17 protein-coding genes and 1 pseudogene are annotated in these 20,436 nt (G+C 72.7%); 9 read left to right on the top strand and 9 right to left on the bottom strand.

Going from position 1 to position 20,436, the window contains the following annotated elements; all coding sequences use genetic code 11:
• Nucleotides 1–53: 53 nt before the first annotated feature.
• Nucleotides 54–401 (top strand): ArsR/SmtB family transcription factor, encoded by a 348-nt coding sequence (locus AC4OXY_RS07800; RefSeq protein ID WP_356031847.1) that lies wholly within the window; start codon nucleotides 54–56, stop codon nucleotides 399–401.
• Between the two features lie 135 nt (nucleotides 402–536).
• Nucleotides 537–1,562: a zinc-dependent alcohol dehydrogenase family protein gene (locus tag AC4OXY_RS07795; protein WP_491993528.1), complete on the top strand. Its 1,026-nt coding sequence runs from the start codon at nucleotides 537–539 to the stop codon at nucleotides 1,560–1,562.
• Between the two features lie 8 nt (nucleotides 1,563–1,570).
• Here AC4OXY_RS07795 and AC4OXY_RS07790 read toward each other — a convergent pair whose 3' ends face one another.
• Nucleotides 1,571–2,278 (bottom strand): TetR/AcrR family transcriptional regulator, encoded by a 708-nt coding sequence (locus tag AC4OXY_RS07790; RefSeq protein WP_356031852.1) that lies wholly within the window; start codon nucleotides 2,276–2,278, stop codon nucleotides 1,571–1,573.
• Nucleotides 2,279–2,375: 97 nt separating this feature from the next.
• On the opposite strand from AC4OXY_RS07790, the gene AC4OXY_RS07785 reads away from it, so the two are divergent.
• Nucleotides 2,376–3,599, top strand: a complete 1,224-nt coding sequence (locus AC4OXY_RS07785; protein ID WP_402067207.1) for a saccharopine dehydrogenase family protein — start codon at nucleotides 2,376–2,378, stop codon at nucleotides 3,597–3,599.
• 52 nt (nucleotides 3,600–3,651) lie between these two features.
• Here AC4OXY_RS07785 and AC4OXY_RS07780 read toward each other — a convergent pair.
• The 5 genes and pseudogenes from AC4OXY_RS07780 to AC4OXY_RS07760 all read right to left on the bottom strand — a co-directional run.
• Nucleotides 3,652–3,963 (bottom strand): annotated as a pseudogene (locus AC4OXY_RS07780) (TetR-like C-terminal domain-containing protein); the annotation flags it as partial.
• Nucleotides 3,964–4,091: 128 nt separating this feature from the next.
• Complete coding sequence (locus tag AC4OXY_RS07775; protein WP_491993527.1) at nucleotides 4,092–4,418, bottom strand: plasmid stabilization protein; 327 nt, start codon at nucleotides 4,416–4,418, stop codon at nucleotides 4,092–4,094.
• Nucleotides 4,419–4,500: 82 nt separating this feature from the next.
• A complete protein-coding gene (locus AC4OXY_RS07770) occupies nucleotides 4,501–4,800 on the bottom strand; it encodes a hypothetical protein (RefSeq protein WP_356031860.1) in 300 nt (99 codons plus the stop codon).
• 106 nt (nucleotides 4,801–4,906) lie between these two features.
• Nucleotides 4,907–5,998 carry an enolase C-terminal domain-like protein gene (locus tag AC4OXY_RS07765; RefSeq protein ID WP_356031863.1) on the bottom strand — a complete coding sequence of 364 codons (1,092 nt, stop codon included), beginning with the start codon at nucleotides 5,996–5,998 and terminating at the stop codon, nucleotides 4,907–4,909.
• A gap of 48 nt (nucleotides 5,999–6,046) precedes the next feature.
• Entirely contained in the window at nucleotides 6,047–6,214 is a 168-nt protein-coding gene (locus tag AC4OXY_RS07760; RefSeq protein ID WP_356031865.1) for a hydrophobic protein, read from the bottom strand.
• Between the two features lie 281 nt (nucleotides 6,215–6,495).
• Here AC4OXY_RS07760 and AC4OXY_RS07755 point away from each other — a divergent pair, with 281 nt between their 5' ends.
• The 5 genes from AC4OXY_RS07755 (at nucleotide 6,496) to AC4OXY_RS07735 (ending at nucleotide 13,054) form a co-directional block, all read left to right on the top strand.
• Nucleotides 6,496–7,290 carry an RNA polymerase sigma factor SigF gene (locus AC4OXY_RS07755; RefSeq protein WP_356031867.1) on the top strand — a complete coding sequence of 265 codons (795 nt, stop codon included), beginning with the start codon at nucleotides 6,496–6,498 and terminating at the stop codon, nucleotides 7,288–7,290.
• A 193-nt stretch (nucleotides 7,291–7,483) separates the two neighbouring features.
• Nucleotides 7,484–7,819: an ANTAR domain-containing protein gene (locus tag AC4OXY_RS07750; protein WP_356031870.1), complete on the top strand. Its 336-nt coding sequence runs from the start codon at nucleotides 7,484–7,486 to the stop codon at nucleotides 7,817–7,819.
• 179 nt (nucleotides 7,820–7,998) lie between these two features.
• Nucleotides 7,999–9,096 carry an alpha/beta hydrolase gene (locus AC4OXY_RS07745; RefSeq protein WP_491993526.1) on the top strand — a complete coding sequence of 366 codons (1,098 nt, stop codon included), beginning with the start codon at nucleotides 7,999–8,001 and terminating at the stop codon, nucleotides 9,094–9,096.
• Complete coding sequence (locus AC4OXY_RS07740) at nucleotides 9,093–11,501, top strand: GMC oxidoreductase (protein ID WP_491993525.1); 2,409 nt, start codon at nucleotides 9,093–9,095, stop codon at nucleotides 11,499–11,501. The genes AC4OXY_RS07745 and AC4OXY_RS07740 overlap by 4 nt, the downstream gene beginning before the upstream one ends.
• Before the next feature lie 110 nt (nucleotides 11,502–11,611).
• Nucleotides 11,612–13,054: an MFS transporter gene (locus AC4OXY_RS07735; protein WP_491993524.1), complete on the top strand. Its 1,443-nt coding sequence runs from the start codon at nucleotides 11,612–11,614 to the stop codon at nucleotides 13,052–13,054.
• 104 nt (nucleotides 13,055–13,158) lie between these two features.
• On the opposite strand, the gene lgt is transcribed toward AC4OXY_RS07735, so the two are convergent.
• Entirely contained in the window at nucleotides 13,159–14,046 is an 888-nt protein-coding gene (gene lgt / locus AC4OXY_RS07730) for a prolipoprotein diacylglyceryl transferase (protein ID WP_491993523.1), read from the bottom strand.
• Nucleotides 14,047–14,238: 192 nt separating this feature from the next.
• Here lgt and AC4OXY_RS07725 point away from each other — a divergent pair, with 192 nt between their 5' ends.
• On the top strand, nucleotides 14,239–14,751 hold the full coding sequence (locus tag AC4OXY_RS07725) for a MarR family winged helix-turn-helix transcriptional regulator (RefSeq protein WP_356031882.1): 513 nt from the start codon (nucleotides 14,239–14,241) through the stop codon (nucleotides 14,749–14,751).
• A 60-nt stretch (nucleotides 14,752–14,811) separates the two neighbouring features.
• Here the strand turns inward: AC4OXY_RS07725 and AC4OXY_RS07720 are convergent, their stop codons facing one another.
• Nucleotides 14,812–16,236, bottom strand: coding sequence for a M1 family metallopeptidase (locus tag AC4OXY_RS07720; RefSeq protein WP_491993522.1), 1,425 nt, complete (start codon nucleotides 16,234–16,236; stop codon nucleotides 14,812–14,814).
• On the bottom strand, nucleotides 16,233–20,198 hold the full coding sequence (locus AC4OXY_RS07715; protein WP_491993521.1) for a Pls/PosA family non-ribosomal peptide synthetase: 3,966 nt from the start codon (nucleotides 20,196–20,198) through the stop codon (nucleotides 16,233–16,235). Before AC4OXY_RS07715 ends, AC4OXY_RS07720 begins: the two co-directional genes overlap by 4 nt.
• Between the last annotated feature and the right edge of the window lie 238 nt (nucleotides 20,199–20,436).

Genomic DNA, 20,436 nt, shown 5'->3' with positions numbered 1-20,436 from the left:
GATGGCGGTCGTACCATGGCCTGACCGTACCGAAGCCGCCCCGAGGAGTCACCGTGGCCCGCCCTCGCACCGCCCGGACAGTGGAGCACCCCGAACTGTCGGAGGTCTCCCTTCAGCAGGTGCTGGAGGCGCTGGTGGATCCTGTGCGGCGGCTCGTGGTGACCCAGCTGGCCGCGGCGGACGAGGACATGAGCTGCGGCACGTTCGAGGCGCCGGTGTCGGTGTCGACGCTGACCCACCACTTCAACGTGCTGCGCGAGGCAGGCGTGATCCGGCAGTACTACGTGGGAACGACGAAGCTGAACGCGCTCCGCGCGGACGAGATGGAGCAGCGCTTTCCCGGTCTGCTCACCGCCGTGCTGGCGGCCGCAGCGGCGGAGGGCGCGGCGGGGCCGGCCTGAGGCGGACGGGCGGGGGCGAGACGCTTATTTCGATGAATCTCAAAATTTGACGGCCATCGAACCTTGGTGCAGGGTGGATGTCGGCACCGCCGCTGCGGTGCGTTCCCCCATCCCTGCTCCCAGGACGGATGCGTCATGGCACGTCACGTACAGTTCGACCGGATCGGCGGCCCCGAGGTCCTCACTCTGCGCGAGGTGGAGGTGGGTGCTCCGGGAGTCGGAGAGGTGCGGCTCCGCGTCGAAGCGATCGGCCTGAACCGGGCCGAGATCATGTACCGCGAGGGCGCCTACTTCTACCAGCCGGCCTTCCCGTCCACGCTCGGTTACGAGGCCGCGGGTGTGGTCGAGGCCGTCGGCGAGGGCGTGACCGGCCTCGCCGAGGGCGACCCGGTGGCGGTGGTGCCGTCGTTCCACCAGACCGAGTACGGCACCTACGGCGACCATGTCATCCTCCCGGCCTCGGCGGTCGTGCCGCGCCCCGCGAACGTCGACCCGGTCCGGGCGGCGGCGGTGTGGATGGCCTACGTCACCGCCTACGGCCCCCTCGCCGAGAGCGGCCGTGTCCGGCCCGGCGACCATGTGCTGATCACCGCGGCCTCCAGCAGCGTGGGGCTGGCCGCCATCCAGATCGCCCGCCACATCGGTGCGATCCCGATCGCCACGACGCGCGGCGCGAGCAAGAAGCAGCGCCTCCTGGACGCCGGCGCGGCCCACGTCATCGTCACCGGCGAGGAGGACCTGCCCGCCCGGATCAAGGAGATCACCGGCGGCGAAGGCGTCCGCCTGGCCTTCGATCCGGTAGCCGGTCCCGGAGTCGAGACCCTCGCCCGGGGCATCGCACCCGGTGGCTTCCTGGTGGTCTACGGCGCCCTCGACCCGCGCCCCACCCCGCTGCCCAACGCGGGTTCCTACCCGGCGCTGAACAGCAGCACCTACACCCTCTTCGAGATCACCTCGGACCCCGAACGGCTGCGCCGCGCCGTGGCGTTCGTCAACGCCGGCCTCGCGTCGGGGGCCTTCGCGCCGGTCGTCGACCGCACCTTCGCCCTGGAGGACATCGCCGAGGCGCACCGCTACATGGCGGCCAACGGCCAGGTCGGCAAGATCGTCGTCACCGTCGGACCGCAGGCCTCGCGGGACCCGCAGACCCGGCAGGACTGACGCGGTCGTCACGCCCCGGACGAGGGCACCTGTGCGGCGGTGTGTTCCAGCAGCATCTCCAGCGCGGCCGGATAGGCGCTGTGCGGCATGCGCCGGGCGAGCAGTCCGGCCGTGGCGGCGATGTGGGGATGCGAGTCGGCGGGCAGCCGCGCATAGGCGGTGTGCCACATCTCCTCGTCCCGGGCGCGCGTCTCGTCCGCCAGGGCGAGGGAACCGGCGTCGAGCGCGGCGAAGGCGAGGCTCTGATCGATGAACGCGTGATACACGCGCACCGCCACCGGGTCGGGCAGCCCGGCACCGCGCAGGATGCCGAGGATGGCCTCGTCCACCGCGATCTCGCGGGGCCGTCCGGTGACGCGGCTGGCGGTGAGCAGGGCGGCCTGCGGGTGGGCGAGGTAGGCGCCGTAGATCGACCGGCCGAGAGCGCGCAGATCGGCGCGCCAGTCACCGGTCGCCGTCCAGCTGTCGAGGGCCCGCCCCATCAGCTCGTCCCCGATGGCCCGGGTCAGCTCGTCCATCCCGGCGAAGTAGCGGTACAGGGTGCTGGGATCGGCGCCCAGCGCCGCGCCCAGACGCCGGGCCGTCAGCCCCGTGCTGCCGTGCTCGCGCAGCACGCGCAGGGCGGTGTCGACGATGATCTCCTCGGACAGCACCGTGCCCGTGCGCGTGGGCCGTCGTCGCCGCCGCGCCGCCTCCGGCACCACTTGTTTCGCCACGCCGCCCGCCTCCGCCATCCATCCTTATGCCAACAGGGTTGACCTTATCTTCCTCCGTCCCGTTCCATCGGTCCCCTCCGGAAGAAAGGTGTGTGTCATGCGCGTACTCCTCGTGGGCGCGGGTGGAGTCGGAACGGCCGTCACCCGGATCGCGGCCCGTCGTGACTTCCTCACCCGCATGGTCGTCGCCGACTACGACCTCTCCCGTGCCGAGGCCGCCGTCGCGGCGCTGGGGGAGCGGGGCGCGCGGTTCGCCGCGCGGCGGCTGGACGCCTCGGACCAGGACGCGGTGCGCCGGCTGCTCATCGAGGAGCGCTGCGACGTCCTGCTCAACGCCACCGACCCCAGGTTCGTGATGCCGCTCTTCCGAGCCGCCCTGGAGGCCGGTGCGCACTACCTGGACATGGCGATGTCTCTGTCCGCGCCGCACGGCTCGCGCCCGTACGAGGAGTGCGGCGTGAAGCTCGGCGACGAGCAGTTCGCGCTGGCCGCGCGCTGGGCGGAGGCGGGACGGCTGGCGCTGGTGGGCATGGGCGTCGAGCCCGGTCTGTCGGACGTCTTCGCCCGCTACGCGGCCGACGAACTCTTCGACGACATCGAGGAGATCGGCGTCCGGGACGGAGCGAACCTGACCGTCGAGGGCTACGACTTCGCACCGTCCTTCAGCATCTGGACGACCATCGAGGAGTGCCTGAACCCGCCGGTGGTCTACGAGAAGGACCGCGGCTGGTTCACCACCGTCCCGTTCAGCGAGCCCGAGGTCTTCGACTTCCCCGCGGGCATCGGTCCCGTCGAGTGCGTCAACGTCGAGCACGAAGAGGTGCTGCTGATCCCGCGATGGGTGGACGCGCGCCGGGTCACCTTCAAGTACGGGCTCGGCGCCGACTTCATCGCCAAGCTGAAGACCCTGCACGAACTGAGCCTGGACGCCACGGCCAAGGTGACCGTGCGCGGGGACGACGGACCGGTGCGGGTGTCCCCGCGGGACGTCGTCGCCGCCTGCCTGCCCGACCCGGCCGGGCTGGGCGACCGTATGACGGGCAAGACCTGCGCCGGCACCTGGGTGAAGGGCACCAGGGGCGGGGCGCCGCGTGAGGTGTACCTGTACCACGTGGTCGACAACGAGTGGTCGATGCGCGAGTACGGCTCCCAGGCCGTCGTCTGGCAGACGGCGGTCAACCCGGTCGTCGCCCTGGAGCTGCTGGCCACCGGTGCCTGGTCCGGCAAGGGCGTCCTCGGCCCGGAAGCCCTGCCCCCACGCCCGTTCCTGGACCTGCTCACCGAGTACGGCTCCCCCTGGGGCCTGCGCGAGGAGAACTGACCGGCCCAGCCGGCGGACAGCTGATGCGGAGCCCTGCCGCCGCGTCCGAGGGGTGATCCCGGGGGCCGAACGTGTCGGGTGCGTGCTCGCCGCGTTCGCGGGCGCGATCGAGCATGGACTGCAGTTGCCGGGTGCGTTCGGCGAGGAGGTCGTCACGCGCCTGTAGGCCCTGCCGACCGTTGCCCGACAGGGCGACGGCCAGGCGCACCAACGCCAGACCGTCGGATCCGGTGATCTCGCGGGCCACGTTGGCCGCGTAAGTGCGCAGGTCGCCGGCCAGGCTCCCGGTGTCGGGCATCGGCGACCGCGCGTTGAGGCGGGTGAGCGCCACGTCGATGAGCAGGGTTTCCGGGCCGCCCCGACGCGACGTTCCACCGATCCAGGTACGGTCACCACCTCGAACGAGGCATCCGCGCACAGCCGTTGACGGCGACTCCGACGCGTGAACAACTGCAGGCAGAGGCGGTTCCGGGCGAGACTGTCGGCCCGGGCTCAGCGGCCGAGGGCGTTCTTCAGCTCCTGCTTGGTCATCGAGGAGCGCCCGTGCACGTCGCGCTTCCTGGCCTCCTCGTACAGCTGGTCCTTGGTCGGGCCCGCCGCTCCGCTGTGCGAGCGCTGCCCGCCCCGCTCGTACGCCGACTTCGGATCGCGGGTGGACGTCCTGCTCGCCCTCTCGGACTCGCCCGACCTGGCCCGTTCCTTGTTCACGGTGCGCGCCGCGATCTCCTTGGCGCGCTTCGTGGACTCGCCGCGCTGTTCGGCGCTCTTCTCGATGTGCTCGTACTGGCGCTCACGCCTGGCGCTCGATCCGGCAGGCATGACGGCTCCTTCCTCTTCGGATTCGGACCACTTCGGATTCGGACGCACGGGTACCCCTGACAGCGGACGCGTCACGCCGGCGTCAGGCCCGCGTACCACCGATCGAGGGGCCGGCCGTGGTCCTGCCGTGCCTGCGGTGCGTACCCGTGCCGCGCCGGTGGTGTGCCGCGCCGCCGAAGGTCATGGCCATGCCCAGGCAGAAGATCAGGGCCAGGGCCAGGCCCGAGCAGAAGAGGGCGAGCGGGCCGAGGCTGGCGATGTCGTGACCGAGCACCGACACCGTGTGGTCCGGACCGCCGGACAAGTTGTCGCTGATCGCCAGTGCCGTGAAGGCGCCGGCTCCCACGATGAGGAGCAGTCCGAGGAACAGCATCCGATTCATCTCCTCTCGTCTCCTTGCGGAGTCGTCGTTGTGGAGTCGTCGTCGCGAAATTCTCGTCGTGGACTCGTAGTTGCGGAGTCGCGGTTGCGGAGTCGTCGCTCCCTTCCTAGGCGACCCGGTACTTCTCCGCCGTGTCCCTGCGCAGGGTCAGACCGAGCCCGTGGCCCTGCTCCGGCCGGACCGTCCCGCCGGTGGGGTCGAGCGCGCCGTCGAAGAACATCGACTCGATCCGCACATGGTCGTGGAACCACTCAAGGTGGCGGAAGTTGGGGATCGAGGCGGCCGCCGCGGCATGGACGTGCGGGGCACGGTGCGCGGAGACCTCCAGTCCGTGGGCCTGGGCGAGCGCGGCGGCCCGGAGGAACTCGGTGATGCCGCCGCAGCGGGTCGCGTCGACCTGGAGGCAGTCCACCGCGTTCGCCGCGATCAGCCGGGCGAAGTAGGGCAGGTCGTAGCCGTACTCACCGGCCGTCACCTCGCACGGCAGGGTGTCGCGCAGCAGCCGCAGACCGGTCAGGTCGTCCGCGGACACGGGCTCCTCGAACCAGGTCACGCCGTACTCGGCGAGCCCGTCTCCGACACGCAGCGCCTGCTTGCGGGTGTAGGCGCCGCCGGCGTCGACGTACAGGTCGGCCTCGGGGCCGACGGCCCGGCGGGCCGTACGGACACGGGCGAGGTCCCACCGGGGCGCGCGACCCCAGTCCTCACCGATCCTGATCTTGACGCGCGGGATGTGCTGCGCGTGCACCCAGTCCCCGAGCTGCTCGGCGAGACGCCGGTCGTCATACGTCGTGAACCCGCCGCTGCCGTACACCGGGACGTGTGTGCGGGCCGCGCCGAGGAGGCTGACCAGAGGGAGGCCCAGCAGGCGCGCCTTGAGGTCCCACAGGGCGATGTCGAGGGCCGAGATGGCGCACGCGGTCACCCCGGGCCGGCCGGCATTCCGGACCGATCGGCACATCGCGTCGTGCAGGGCCGGTATGTCGAGCGGGTCGTGCCCCTCGACCAGGGGAGCGAGGTGCTCGCCGAGCATCAGCCCGACCGCCGCCGGACCGTACGTCCAGCCCGTGCCGGTCACGTCCCCGGCCGAGGCCTCGGCGATCACCATGGTCGTGGAGGCCCAGGCCAGCGTGCCGTCGGCTTCGGGGGCGTCGGTCGGCACCGTGTAGACGGACACCTCGGGTCGGCGGAGTTTCATCGTTTTCCTGCCGGGGTCGACATCTCGAAGCCTCCCGATCGGCCGGTGTCACCACCGGTACCAGCGAGCCCTGCCGCCGCCCGCCGCGCCCCGGACGAGGAAGCCCAGCAGCCATACGACAAGAACCGCCAAGGCGATCCACCAGAGAACCTTCACGGCGAAACCGAGGCCGAAGAGAACGACTGCCAGAAGCAGTACGAGAAGGATGGGAATCATGACGTGAACCTCCTGACCGTCTGCGAGTTCCCCGGGATGCGGAGATCACGCGCCGGCCGGCACAACGGGTGCCTCGCGCGGGACGGCGAGGGGCCTGCCGTGTCGCCGCCGTGGATCGGGTTTGGCCACCCGCTTCGGGGGAAGGGGGCAAACAGAGTGTTTCGGACAGGAGGCACATCCGTGGGAGCGACGTCCCCGTCGCCCGGATGCGGCCGTTCCGGAACGCGGTCGCTCGTCCACGGTGATCGTTCATCCCTCGCGCACGAGAGGTGCGATGCACCATGCGAACCCGAACGAGCGCGCAACACCATCCGCACGACGACGCCCCGGACACCGACCGGGCGTTCCGGCGGCTCGCCGCACTGCCCCCGGGGCACGAACGCGACACACTCCGTGAGCAACTGGTCGAGGCCTGGCTGCCGATGGCCGAGAGAATCGCGAGCCGGTACCGCAGCCGTGGCGAGAACTACGAGGACCTGTGCCAGGTCGCGGCCCTCGGGCTGGTCAAGGCGGTCGACCGTTACGACCCGGGGCGCGGCCACGCCTTCGAGAGCTACGCCGTTCCGACGGTGACGGGAGAGATCAAGCGGCACTTCCGCGACCACATGTGGACGCTGCACGTGCCACGCCGGGTCCAGGACCTGCGCAACCGGGTGCGGACCGCCTGCCAGGACCTGTCGCAGAACGTCTCGGACCGCTGGCCCAGCGTCAGCGAGATCGCCGAGTACACCGAGCTCAGCGAGCACGACGTCCAGGTCGGGCTGGAGGCGCTGGAGAGCTTCAGCACGCTGTCCCTCGACGCCGAGACCCCGGGCAGTGACGACGGCTACTCGCTCGGCGACGCGCTGGGCGCGTGCGACCCGGCCCTCGACGTCGTCGTGGACCGCGAGGCCGTCAAGCCACGCCTGGAGGCCCTGCCCGAGCGCGAACGCACCATCCTGTACATGAGGTTCTTCAAGGACATGACCCAGAGCCGGATCGCCGAACAGCTCGGCATCTCGCAGATGCACGTCTCACGCCTGATCAACCGCTGCTGTCACCAACTGCGCGACGAGGTGCTGCACGACGTCGCGTAGCGACGCGCTCGGAAGCCCTCAGCGGGTTGGTGGCGTCCGGGAGGGATCGTCCACCTGGGCGAACGCCGACGCCACGCGGCGGGGCGGTGTCCGACGCCGCGCAAGGGTGGCACAGCTCTTCCGGGAAGCGCAGGATGGATGGGCCGGGAGAGTACGTGAGAGGCGCACTGCGCGTCGGACTCCGGAGGGGTTGATGACCACGGACGGCGGCCCGGCAGGGGCCGACGGTGAGCGCATCCATGAGCTGGAGGAAGAGGTCGACCAGCTGAGGCAGGCCGTCAGCTCGCACGCGGTCGTCGACCAGGCGATCGGGATGATGGTCGCGCTGGGCCGGGTCGGACCGGACCAGGGGTGGGCCGTGCTGAAGGACGTGTCCCAGCACACGAACATCAAACTGCGCCACGTCGCCGAGATGATCCTCATCTGGGGACGGCAGGGGGACATCTCCCCGGAGATCCGGGTCGAACTCGAAGAGGCCCTCGACCGGCACGGGCCCGCGCAGATTCCGGGCGCTCCGCTGACGGACTGAGCCGGCGCGGACCGCCTCGGCGACGCGTCTCGCGCGGTTTCCGGCGTATCTCCATCCTCGGTCTGACTCCGTGCCGCCGCGTTCTCTGCCACGCTGTCGCTGCGACGACATGACCGGGCCGGGTCGTGTCGACGGGGGAGTGCACCACGACGGGGGAAGTGCGGAGGGGGAGCATGGCCATGGCACAGCGCATCCCGAGGTTCTCGCTCGACGGCGTGCCGGACGCCGAGTCGGCGCATCATCCGTTCACCACCGAGGACGGCCTGGGCCTGGGCCTGACGCGGTTCCGCCGGGGCGAGGGCGCCGATCCGGTGCTGCTGGTGCACGGACTGACCTCCGGCAGCGACCTCTTCACCATGCCCGAGCACCGCAATCTCACGAGTTACCTGCTCGACCACGGCTTCACCGACGTCTGGGTGCTGGACTCCCGGATGAGCAACCGCTTCCCGTACAACACCGAGCCGGGCCGCCGTACGCTCGACGACCTCGCCCGGTTCGACTACCCGGCGGCGCTCGCCGAACTCCGCCGGCACACGGGCCAGCGGCCCGTGCACGTCGTCGCGCACTGTCTCGGCTCGGTGGCCTTCGCCATGAGCCTGTCCGCGGGCACCGTGGACGGCATCGCCGCACTCGTGACGAACAGCGTGGCCCTGACCCCACGGCTGACGTCCTGGTCCCGCTGGAAACTGGAGTACGGGCCCGAGCTGCTGCAACACGCTCTGGGAGTCTCCGTCCTGGATCCCCGCGCGCGCAGCGCACACCCGTTCACTCCCGGCTGGGCGCTGTCCCGGCTGGTCTCGCTGGCGCACCGGGAATGCGACAACCCCGCCTGCCACATGATCAGCTTCATGTGGGGGAGCGGCTGGCCCGCCCTCTACAGCCACGAGAACCTCCACCCGGTCACCCACGACCGCATCGCCGACCTGCTGGGCCCCAGCGGACTGGACTACCTGCGGCACGTGCGGAAGATGGTCCGGGCCGGGCACGCGGTGAAGTACGACCCCCGCGATCCGCGCCACGCCACGCTGCCCGACGACTACCTGACGGACGCCGCCGGGATCGACACACCGATCCTCTTCCTGGCCGGTGACCGCAACCATGTCTTCGGCGACTCCAACGTGATCTGCCACCGTGAGCTGTCCCGGCACGCCCCCGACCGGCACGAACTGGCCGTTCTGCCCGGCTACGGACACCTCGACCCGATCATCGGCAAGGACGCCGACCGCGACGTCTTCCCGCAGATCCTCGACTTCCTGCGGCGCCGGGCGGCGGCATGAGCGCCGGCACGCGGCCCGGCCGGCCGGTGCGAGGGGCGGGTCCGGGCACCGAGCATGTGGACGTCGTGGTGGTCGGTTCCGGATTCGGCGGCTCGGTGGCGGCCTGCCGGCTGGCCGAGGCCGGGCTGTCGGTGGTCGTGCTGGAGCGCGGCCGCGCCTGGCCGCCGGGCAGCTTCGCCCGGACGCCCGCCGAGTTCGGCCGCGCCTTCTGGGACCCGGACGCGGGCCTGCACGGGCTGTTCGACGTCTGGTCGTTCCGCGGCTGTGACGCGGTGGTGGCCAGCGGCCTCGGCGGTGGCTCGCTGATCTTCGCCAACGTGCTGCTGCGCAAGGACGAGCGCTGGTTCGTCCAGGAACAGCCGCTGCCCGGCGGCGGCCACGAGTCCTGGCCGGTCGGCCGCGCCGATCTGGACCCGCACTACGACGCCGTGGAACGGATGATGGGCGCCGTACCGTACCCACTGCACCGCCCCGGCTACGCGGACACCCCCAAGACCCGGGCGATGCGGGACGCCGCGGCCGCGCTGGGGCTGGAGTTCCAACTCCCGCCGCTCGCCGTCCGGTTCGCCCCCGCACCCGGTGCCGTACCGCAGCCGGGACTGCCGCTCGCCGACCGGGCGCACGCCAATCTGCACGGCGCCGCCCGCCGTACCTGCCGGCTGTGCGGCGAGTGCAACATCGGCTGCAACGACGGCGCGAAGAACAGCCTCGACTTCACGTATCTCTCGGCCGCCCGGATCCATGGCGCCGACCTGCGCACCGGGCACGACGTCCAGGCTGTCCGCCCCGGCCCGCGCGGCGGATACCAGGTCGACTACGTCCGGTACGACGGGCACGACGACACCGCGCCGCAGGCCGGCGAGCCGGGTCGCCCGCCGACGACGGGGACGCTCGCCTGCGACCGGCTGGTCCTGGCCGCCGGGACACTGGGCACCACACAACTCCTGCTGCGCTCGCGCAACCGGCTGCCCGGACTCGGCCCGGCGCTCGGCACCCGCTTCTCCAGCAACGGCGACATGCTGTCCTTCCTGATCAGGGCCAAGGACGGACACCCGGGCAGGGGCAGGCTGCTGAACCCGAGCAAGGGACCGGTGATCACCGCGGCCGTCCGCCTGCCCGACCAACTGGACGGCACACCCGGTGCCGGGCGCGGCGGCTACATCGAGGACGGCGGCTACCCCCAGTTCGTCCAGTGGCTGGCCGAGGGCGCCCGGGGTCCCCAGCACCTCTCCCGCACGGCCCGGTTCCTCACCCGCCAACTGGCCCGTCGGATCGGCCTCTTCCAGGAGCGCCGCCTCTCCCGGGACCTCGCGGAACTGCTGGGCGACGGCCTGCTCACCAGCACCTCCCTGCCTCTCCTCGGCATGGGCCGGGACATCCCCGACGGCGAGCTGAGGCTGCGCGGCGGCCGGCTCCACGTCAGCTGGGCGACGGGCCACAGCGCGGCCACGCTCCGGCGGATCCGCTCGACGATGCGGCAGCTGGCGGACGCGCTCGACGCCGGTTACGCCGACAACCCGCTGTGGCACCTCGGGCGGACCGTCACCGTCCATCCGCTGGGCGGCGCCCCGATGGGCCGGCGGCCGGAGACGGGGGTGTGCGACGCGTTCGGCGAGGTGTACGGGCACCGGGGCCTGTACATCGCGGACGGCTCGGCGCTCCCCGGCCCGGTGGGCACCAATCCGGCCCTCACGATCGCCGCGCTCTCCGACCGCATGTGCACCCGGCTGCTGGAGAATCCCGCCGGCGGGGGAGCGGCGGCCGCGCCCCGGCCGGCCTACACCCGGCGCACCTCGCTGCTCTTCACCGAGACGATGCGCGGTCACTACGTCCCCGGGGCGCCCGGTGCGAAGGCCACCGGGCGGAACGACGGGCGTGAACCCTTCGCCTTCCGGCTCACCATCACGGCCGACGACCTGGATGCCTTCCTGGACGACCCCGGCCATGAGGCCCGCGCCGACGGCTGGGTGGAGTCCCCCGCCTGCGGAGGCCGACGGCCGGTCCTGCACGGCAGGTTCAACCTCTTCGCACCGGCCGAGGGCAGCGGCGACGCACAGGCCCGGGACGGGGACGTCCGGCGCGTGCTGCGCTACCGCCTCCACTTCACCGACGCACAGGAACGCCCCCGCACCTTCGCCGGACACAAGCAGATCACGCACGGCACCCCGCTGCGCCTGTGGCCGGACACCACCGCGCTGCCTTTCCATCTCCTCGCGGGACACCTCACCGACGAGGCAGCGGACACCGGGGCCCTGCTCCTCGGCACCGGCCGCCTCCACCTGGGGCTGCGCGACCTGGCCCAGCAGCTCACCACCTTCCGCACCACGGGCCCGGGCGGACCGGCCGCGCTGGCCCGCTTCGGGGAGTTCTTCCTCGGCCGACTGTGGGAGAGCTACGGCCCGTGAGGACACTGATACGTGAGCGGTGTGCCGTGCTGCGCCGATACGGACGGCACTCACGGCGTCGAAGATAGGACGCTGGCAAAATATTTCGGTGACCGATGTAATCTGGATGCATGGCCACCGACATGAAGCCCCCCGCGTCCAGGCGACGCTGGCCTGCCCTGCTCACCGTCGAGCGCGCCCGGCCGGAGGGGATAAGGGCGCGGCCGGGCGGCTGGTGGCTGGCCGTGGGCGCGGTGTGCTTCGGCGCGTTCATGGGCCAGCTGGACGCCAGCATCGTGACGCTGACCTACGGCAGCCTGCGCGACGAGTTCCGCACGTCGCTGGCGGCGGTGGAGTGGGTGTCGCTGGCCTATCTGCTGACCCTGGTGGCGCTCCTGGTGCCGGCCGGGCGGCTGGCGGACGCGCACGGCCGCAAGCTCCTGTACCTGTACGGGTTCGCCGTCTTCACCCTGGCCTCCGCCGCCTGCGGCTTCGCCCCCTGCCTGCTCGCGCTCGTCGCGTTCCGGGTGGTCCAGGCGGCCGGAGCGGCCATGATGCAGGCCAACAGCGTGGCCCTGGTGACGACCAGCGCACCGCGCGAGCGGATGCGCAGCGCCCTCGGCGTCCAGGCCGCCGCCCAGGCGCTGGGGCTGGCGCTGGGCCCCACGGTGGGCGGGGCACTGGTGTCGACGCTGGGCTGGCGGTGGGTGTTCTGGGTCAACGTCCCCGTCGGCGTGATCGCGCTGGTCGGGGGCCACTATCTGCTGCCCCGCACACGGGCGCGTACCCGTGTCGCACGCTTCGACTGGCGGGGGCTCGTCCTGCTGGCCTCGGCGACCACCGGCGCGCTGATGGGTGTCTCGGCGGCCTCCGGGCTGCCGGTGCCCGGCTGGGGCGTGGCCGCGCTGTTCGCGGTGGCGGCCGTGACGGGCCGGGGATTCGTCCGCCGCCAGCGAGGGACGGCCGCGCCCTTGCTCGACCTGGCCCTGCTCCGGGTGCGGGCGGTGACGTTCGGGCTGCTGGGCGCGTTCAGCGGCTATCTCGTGCTGTTCGGCCCGCTGGTGCTGGTGCCCGTGGTGCTCACCGCGCGGGGCACCTCGGAGCTGACCGCCGGGCTGGTGCTGACGGCCCTGCCGACCGGGTTCGCGCTGGCCGCGACCGGCGGTGACCGGCTGCTGCCGCACGGCCTTCCGGACCGCGGTCGCTGCCTGGCCGGTGCCGCGCTGTTCCTGGCCGCGACGGCCGCCCTGCTGGTCGTCCCCATGACGGCTGCCTGGCTGGTGCCCGTGCTGGCGCTGACGGGTCTGGGCCTCGGGACGTTCACGCCGGCCAACAACGCCATGGTCATGGGCGCGATACCGGCCGGTTCCTCCGGCACGGGCGGCGGTCTCGTCAACATGACCCGTGGCCTGGGCACGGCACTCGGCGTCGCCCTGGTGACCCTCGCCCTGCACCTGGCGGGGAGCACGGGCACGCAGACCGGAGCGCGCTGGGCGGCCGTCGTCCTCGTCGCGGCCTCGGCGACCGCGGTCGCCTCGGCGTGGCTGAGCCCTCGTACGGGACGGAAGGCGTGATCAGGGGAGCGGGAACCCCGCGCGGCCGCCCCCGGGGCCGGCGTCCCGGGCGGGAGTGACGGTCCGGGCCGCTCGCTGTCGCCGCGCGGCCCCGCGCTTCGCCGTCAGGCCTGCTTCCGGCCCGGCGTACCGGCCTCGGTCGTCCGCGTGCTGTCCGCGTCGTCGCCGGGCGGGTACGGGGCGTCGTCGTCGCCGCGCGGGCGGCGGCTCACGATCAGGTAGACCAGCGCGCCGGTGAACAGGACGATCGAGACGTAGTCGTTCAGGCGCAGGCCGAGGAAGTGGTTGGCGTGGTCGATGCGCAGGGCCTCGATCCAGGCCCGGCCGGTGGTGTAGGCGAGCACGTAGCAGGCGAACAGCCGCCCCCGGCGCAGCCGCCCGTGGTGCCGGCGGTCCAGCCACAGCAGCAGCGCCATGACGCCGAGGTCCCACAGCGACTCGTAGAGGAACGTCGGGTGGTACAGGGCCACGTTCGGGCTGTCGACGGGCCGGTGCGCCGGGTCGATGTACAGCGCCCACGGCAGGTGGGTGGGGCGGCCGTACAGCTCCTGGTTGAAGTAGTTGCCCCAGCGGCCGATCGCCTGGGCCAGCACCAGCCCGGGGGCGACCGCGTCGGCGAAGTCGGACAGCTTGATGCCGCGGCGCCGGCAGCCGAGCCACGCGCCGACCGCGCCGAGGGCCACCGCGCCCGGGATGCCCAGGCCGCCGTCCCAGATGTAGAGGGCGCGGACGGGCTGCTGCCCGGCGGTGAAGTACAGCTCCGGGTCGGTGATCACGTGGTAGAGCCGGCCGCCGAGGACGCCGAACGGCACGGCCCAGATGGCGATGTCGGCGATGTCCTCGCGGCGCCCGCCCCTGGCCTCCCAGCGGCGGCCGGTGAGCCATACGGCGGTGAAGATACCGGCCAGGATGCACAGTGCGTACGCGCGGATCGGCAGCGGTCCGAGGTGCCAGACCCCCTGCGAGGGGCTGGGGAGGTACGCCAGGTTCAAGAGATCGACCGTTTCTCGCACGTACGGAACCCGGCTCACGTGCCGGGGGCGGATCCCATCGACGATACATCGGACACCGAAGCTTTCGGTAAGGACAAATGGGGACAGCGGCGGCGGACCGGGTGTCCGGCCGGGCGTCCGGCCGCCGGACGGCTGAACCGCACCTGTGTGCCGCCCCGTTACCCTTGCCCCATGCCCGCGCAGCCCCGTACCGAGGTCTCCTCACCTCCCACCGGCCCTCTCGGCCGGGAGCCGGAGGCCCGCCAGCTCACCGAGGCCGTCACCCGGCTCCGGCGCGCGCTGCGCTCCTCGATCCGCACCGACTACCCGTGGGAGACGCTCCCCATGGCGCAGGTCGAGCTGTTGCAGGTGCTCGGCGAGCACTCGCCCGCGCGGATCAGCGACCTCGCCGCCCGCCGCAGGCTGGCGCCGAGCACGGTCAGCGGACTGATCGGGCAGATGATCACCGCCGGGCTGGTCACCCGCGACGTCGACGCCGCCGACCGCCGCGCCTCCGTCGTCGCCCTCACCGACGCCGGCCGCGAGAAGCTCGCCGCCTGGACCACCGCCCACGAACGCCGCATCGACGCCGCCCTCGCCGCCCTCGACGACAGCGCCCGGGCGGCCATCAAGGACGCGCTGCCCGCCCTGTTCCAGCTGGCCGAGCACCTCGGCGAACCGGCCGACGGCGCGGCGGAGGACTGACGGAAGCCGGGAGACACGCGTCCGCCCCCTCGCCGCGTACGGGCGAGGGGGCGGACGGGCTCAGACCTGCGCGTCGTCCGCGCGCGGACGCGGCAGGTGCGGGAGCCGCTTGTCGTAGAGCCAGGCGCGCAGCAGGGGCTCCAGCTCCGCGGGCCGGGACCGTCCGGCGTGGGCGATGAAGGCGGCGGTCCCGGCGCTCCTGCCGCGGTGCGTCTCGTGCCAGCCGCGCAGCATCGCGAAGAACCGCTCGTCACCCAGCGTCAGGCGCAGCGCGTGCAGTGCGCACGCGCCCCGGTTGTAGACGCGTTCGTCGAAGATGCGGTGCGGTCCCGGATCGGCCGTCCGCAGGTTCTGCACGCCCTTCGCCATCGTGTGCCAGGCCTGCCGGGCGATGTCGTCCGCGGAGTCCTCGCCGATGTGCTCCGACCACAGCCACTCGCCGTACGTGGCGAAGCCCTCGTTGAGCCAGATGTCGCGCCAGTCCCGCAGGCTCACGCTGTTGCCGTACCACTGGTGGACGAGTTCGTGGGCCACGAGGGTCTCCCAGGTCCGGTGGCCGTCGACGTGGTTGCGCCCGAAGACGGAGACCGTCTGGTTCTCCACGGGCTCGTCCAGCTCCGCGTCCACGACGACCGCGCCGTACGTCTCGAACGGATACGGCCCGAACCAGTCGGTGAACGCGCTGAGCATGGCGGGCTGGCGGCCCAGATCGTGCCGGGCAGCGGCTGCCAGCCGGGCGGGGAAGGCGTTGCGTCCGGAGATCCGGCGGCCGGTCGAGGAGTCGCGCGCCTCCCAGGTGTCGTAGGCGAAGCGGCCCGTGTACAGCGAGGCGAGATAGGGGGCCATCGGACCCGGGTGGTGGTAGGTCCAGCACGCGGTCGACTCCGACTCGCTCCGCTCCAGCAGCGTCCCGTTGGCGACCACCTGGTGACCGCGCGGCACGGTCACCCGGAAGGTGAACTCGGCCTTGTCGTCCGGGCGGTCGTTGCACGGGAACCACGACGGGGCGCCGAGCGGCTGCGAGGCGACCAGCGTCCCGTCGTGCGCGTCGCCGGTGCGGTCCCAGCCGATCTGCCCGAACGGCGTGCGCAGCGGACCCGGCCGGCCGCCGTAGCCGATCTCCACGCTGAAGGGGGTACCGGCGCGGAGCGTGCGCGGGGCCGGCAGGACCAGCTTGTCCCGCCGCCTGCCGGGGCGTACGGCGGTCCCGTCGATCCGCGCGTCATACACGGCCAGCCGGGCGAGGTCGAGCTCGACCTGCGGCAGCGTACGGTCCGCCACCGCCCGGATGTGCGCCCGTCCGTCGAGCCTGCCGGCGGCCGGGTCGTACGCCAGGTGCAGGTCGTAGGAGAGGGTGCGGTGACCGTACGAGCCATGGCTCGCGAAGTAGCGTTCGGCCTGGTGCGGCAGCTGGTCCGCGGCCGTCGCCGCGAGCGGGGCGAGCGCCGCGCCGCGCAGCAGCGCCCGCCGGGTGCACCACTTCATGCCGCCTCCCCACCGGCGAGCGGGGCGGCGGGCGCGGTCGCGTCGGCGCCCGCGATGGGGTTGCCCGCCCAGCGGGTGCCCTCCGGCACGGTCTCGCCGCGCATCACGAGCGAGGCGGCGGCGATGGAGGCACCGGCGCCGATCGTGGTGCCGGGCAGGGCGATGCTGTGCGGGCCCAGGGAGGCGCCGGCCGCCAGCTCCACGGTGTCCATCCGCATGATGCGGTCGTGGAAGAGATGGGTCTGGAGCACACATCCGCGGTTGACGCTGGCGCCGTCGCCGAGGGTGACCAGATCGGTCTCCGGCAGCCAGTAGGTGTCGCACCACACACCGCGTCCGATGCGTGCGCCGAGGCTGCGCAGCCACCAGTTCAGCACCGGGGTGCCCACGTGTGCGCCCGCCGCCCATGGCACGGCCAGTACCTCGACGAACGTGTCGAACAGCTCGTTGCGCCACACGAACGGTGACCACAGCGGGCGCTCGCCGACCCGGAACCGGCCCACCAGCAGCCACTTGGCGCCGGTCGTGACGAGACAGGCCACCAGGCCCGCGGCCATGAGCAGCGGGGCGGCGGTGAGCGCGGCCAGGGGCAGCCCGCCGAGGTCGAAGAACCGCTGCTCGCCGAGGAACAGGGTCTCCGCCAGCACCGTGCCGAGGACCATCGGGAGCAGGCGGCACAGCTCCACGGCCGCGCGGGCCGCCACCAGCCGCCGGGGCGGGGCGAACGTGCGCGCCGGGTCGCCGGTCTCCGGCAGCCGGGGCAGCGGCATCGCGGGCCGGCCGATCCAGGACATGCCGGGCTCGCCCTGCTGCGGCGCGTCGGACAGCACGCCGACCAGCGCGTGGTCGGCGACCTCGCGGCCCGGTCCGACGATGCCGGAGTTGCCGACGAACGCGCGCTCGCCGACCCGTACCTCCCCCAACTTCAGCCAGCCGCCGCGCAGTTCGTACGGCGCGACCAGCGTGTCGTCGGCGAGGAACGCCCCGTCCTCCACCGTGAGCAGCGACGGCAGCGGCAGCACCGTGGAGATCTCGGTGCCGCGGCCGACGCGGGCGCCGAGCAGCCGCAGCCAGGACGGCGTCGCCAGGCTCGCGTACAGCGGGAAGTAGCCGGCCCGGGCACCGTCGAGGATCCGTGTCACGAGCCAGGCGCGCCAGGCCACGCCGCCGTCCGCACGGTGCATGCCGGGCCTGATCGACCGGTTCAGCAGCCGCACGGTCGCCGCGGTGAGCAGCAGCCCGAACACCATCGTCATGACGGCGAACAGCGGGGCCGCGGCGAGCAGGTGCCCCGCCGCGCCGGACAGCGTCGGCGTGGAGCGGACCAGCAGCCAGGTGAGGAACAGGGCGGGGGCCGCCGCCAGCAGCGAGGTCAGGGGCAGTACGGTCAGGGAGAGCGCGTAGGCCACGTGCCAGCGGCGCCGGCGGTCCGCCGGGGGTGCCGGCCACCCGACACCCGCGAGACGCTCGGCGGGCTCGGCCGGCCGGGCCGGCGAGCCGGTCCACACCATGCCGTCCGGGATCCGCTCGCTCAGACAGCTGCCGGCGGTCAGTTCCGCGCCACGGCCCACCACGGCACCAGGCAGCAGCGTGCTGCGGTGACCGACCCGCGCGCCCGCCCCGACCGAGATCCGGCCGACGTGCAGCGTGTCACCGTCCAGCCACCAGCCCGCGATGTCCGCCTCGGGTTCGATGCTGCACCCGTCGCCCAGCTCGGCGAGGCCCGTCACCGGGGGCATCGTGTGCAGCTGGACGTCGCGCCCGGTGCGGCAGCCCAGGATGCGGGCGTACAGGACCGCCCACGGGGTGCCGAGCAGGGACGGCACGCCGAACGTGGCGACCGCCCGTTCCGCGGTCCACAGCCGCAGATGCGTGCTGCCCCCGCGCGGGTGGGCGCCCGGAGTGATCGAGCCGGCCAGGGTGCGGGCGAGGACCGCGCCGGTCAGACAGCGCACCGGCGAGCTGAACAGCACCACCCAGCCGGCCAGGACCAGCCACCACGACGTGTGCGGCGCCCACTGGTGCGGCGCGACCCAGCCGAGCACGTTGTCGGCCGCCGCCAGCCCGACCAGTCCGCGCAGGCCCGTGACGGCGTAACCGGCCAGCTGCACGAAGAACTGCACGACGGCGGTCGTCCGGGGGATCGGCCGGACCTCGCGCACCTCCCGCGTGGTCCCGGCGAGGGAGTCGAGGTGGTCGGCCATGCGGTGCAGCACCGAGTGCCGGTAGAGGTCGGCGACGGACAGGCCCGGATACTCCTCGCGGAGCATCGAGGCCATCCGGGCGGCCGTCAGGCTGGTGCCGCCGAGCGCGACGAAGTCGCTGTCCGGGCCGGGCCGCAGCCCGAGCAACTGCTCCCAGACGTCCGCCAGCCGCACCGCCGTACCCTCCAGCGGCTGGTCCCCGCCACCGCCGTCGCTCTCGCCGCCCGCCAGGGGAACCGGCCAGGGCAGGGCCGTGCGGTCGACCTTCCCGGAGGCGCGCGTGGGCAGCGTCGGCACCTCGGCCAGCACCGGCACGAGCGCCGCGGGCAGTTGCTCGGCGAGCAGTGCTCTGGCCTTGCCCGCCTCGAACGCGGACCGCCCCTCCACGTCCTGTTCCGGTACGACGTACCCGACCAGGATCGAGGCACCGGCGGCCGTCGGCTGCACGGCAGCGGCCGCGCCGCGCACCCCCGGCAGGGCGAGCAGGGCCGCGTCGATCTCGCCCAGCTCCACGCGCCGTCCGCCGAGCTTGACCTGGTCGTCGACGCGGCCGAGGAACACCAGCCCCGCGGCGTCGGCGCGCACGAGGTCGCCCGAGCGGTAGGCGCGGAGAGAGTCCAGCGCGGGGCACGGCCGGAAGCGCTCCGCGTCCTTGACGGGGTCGAGGTAGCGCGCGGTACCGGCACCGGCGATGACCAGCTCGCCCTGCTCCCCGTACGCCACCGGTTCCCCGGCCTCGTCGACCACGGCAAGGTCCCAGCCCGCCAGCGGCAGGCCGATGCGCACGGTGCGGCCGCGCCGCAGCGGGGCGGCGCAGGCCACGACGGTGGTCTCCGTGGGGCCGTAGGTGTTCCACATCTCCCGCTCGGGACCGGCGAACCGCTCGACCAGGCCGGGCGGGCAGGCCTCGCCGCCCAGGATCAGCAACCGCACGCGGCGCAGGGCCTGTTCGGGCCACATGGCCAGCAGGGTCGGCACGGTGGAGACGACGGTGATGCCCCGTTCGTCGAGCCACGGCCCGAGTTCGTGGCCCGCCCGGACCAGGGCGCGTTCGGCCGGTACCAGGCAGGCACCGGAACCCCAGGCCAGCCACATCTCCTCGCAGGAGGCGTCGAAGGCGACGGACAGCCCCGCGAGGACCCGGTCACCGGGGCCGAGCGGCCGCTCGCGCAGGAACAGCCGCGCCTCGGCGTCCACGAACGCGGCCGCGGACCGGTGGGTGACGGCCACGCCCTTGGGGGCGCCGGTCGAGCCGGAGGTGAAGATGATCCACGCGTCGTCCACCGGAGCGGGCGCGCGGCGGCCGCGCACCGCCCCCGACGCGACGGCCGCCCCGGCGGGCTGCGGGTGGGGGCCGAGGACGAGGCACACCCCGGCCTCGCGGAAGACGGTGGCCGCCCGCTCCTCGGGGTCGTCCGCGTCGACCGGTACGTAGGCCGCTCCGCAGTGCAGTACGGCGAGGATCGACAGATACAGCTCGGCGGTGCCCGAGGGGATCCGGATCCCCACCCGGTCGCCGGGACCGACACCCTGGCCGGTGAGCCGCTGGGCACGACGCACGACCTCGGCCGACAGCTCGCGGTAGGTCAGTGTTTCCGTGCCGGTGTCCAGGGCCGGGGCGTCCGGATTCCGGGCGACGGTGGATTGCAGGACATCGACGAGGGTACGCGGCGACGAGGCGGCCGCGGAGCGGAAGAGAGCCTGATTCCCAGGCGAGCCGAGTGGGGGGTGTGACGCATCGAATGCGGGCGAAGACAAAGTGGTGCCTCTGGTGTGCGGTGCCAACGGATGCGAAATCCATTACGTCTAGTCAGACGTACTTGTACCGCGAGGCGTTCACCAACTCATTGCAATTAATACACGGTCGGCCCATGGGGGGAAATTGATGAAGTCCAAACCGTGATTCGGCCACTCGATTTGGCGTACGTACATTCTCTTCAATTACGGAAAGAATTCGGCGTGAGAACGGTTTGATTTCTGCGCCCTCATTGTATGA

Source organism: Streptomyces sp. HUAS MG56 (assembly GCF_058673395.1).
The sequence above is the reverse complement of the archived record's forward strand: the minus strand, read 5'-3'. Positions and strand labels throughout refer to the sequence as shown.

Coding starts and splice junctions, on each gene's coding strand:
- AC4OXY_RS07760 (WP_356031865.1), bottom strand. CDS start 6,214: ATGATTCCCATCCTTCTCGTACTGCTTCTGGCAGTCGTTCTCTTCGGC.
- AC4OXY_RS07735 (WP_491993524.1), top strand. CDS start 11,612: ATGGCCACCGACATGAAGCCCCCCGCGTCCAGGCGACGCTGGCCTGCC.
- AC4OXY_RS07775 (WP_491993527.1), bottom strand. CDS start 4,418: ATGCCTGCCGGATCGAGCGCCAGGCGTGAGCGCCAGTACGAGCACATC.
- AC4OXY_RS07755 (WP_356031867.1), top strand. CDS start 6,496: ATGCGAACCCGAACGAGCGCGCAACACCATCCGCACGACGACGCCCCG.
- AC4OXY_RS07740 (WP_491993525.1), top strand. CDS start 9,093: ATGAGCGCCGGCACGCGGCCCGGCCGGCCGGTGCGAGGGGCGGGTCCG.
- AC4OXY_RS07750 (WP_356031870.1), top strand. CDS start 7,484: ATGACCACGGACGGCGGCCCGGCAGGGGCCGACGGTGAGCGCATCCAT.
- AC4OXY_RS07725 (WP_356031882.1), top strand. CDS start 14,239: ATGCCCGCGCAGCCCCGTACCGAGGTCTCCTCACCTCCCACCGGCCCT.
- AC4OXY_RS07785 (WP_402067207.1), top strand. CDS start 2,376: ATGCGCGTACTCCTCGTGGGCGCGGGTGGAGTCGGAACGGCCGTCACC.
- AC4OXY_RS07720 (WP_491993522.1), bottom strand. CDS start 16,236: ATGAAGTGGTGCACCCGGCGGGCGCTGCTGCGCGGCGCGGCGCTCGCC.
- AC4OXY_RS07765 (WP_356031863.1), bottom strand. CDS start 5,998: ATGAAACTCCGCCGACCCGAGGTGTCCGTCTACACGGTGCCGACCGAC.
- AC4OXY_RS07770 (WP_356031860.1), bottom strand. CDS start 4,800: ATGAATCGGATGCTGTTCCTCGGACTGCTCCTCATCGTGGGAGCCGGC.
- AC4OXY_RS07795 (WP_491993528.1), top strand. CDS start 537: ATGGCACGTCACGTACAGTTCGACCGGATCGGCGGCCCCGAGGTCCTC.
- AC4OXY_RS07745 (WP_491993526.1), top strand. CDS start 7,999: ATGGCACAGCGCATCCCGAGGTTCTCGCTCGACGGCGTGCCGGACGCC.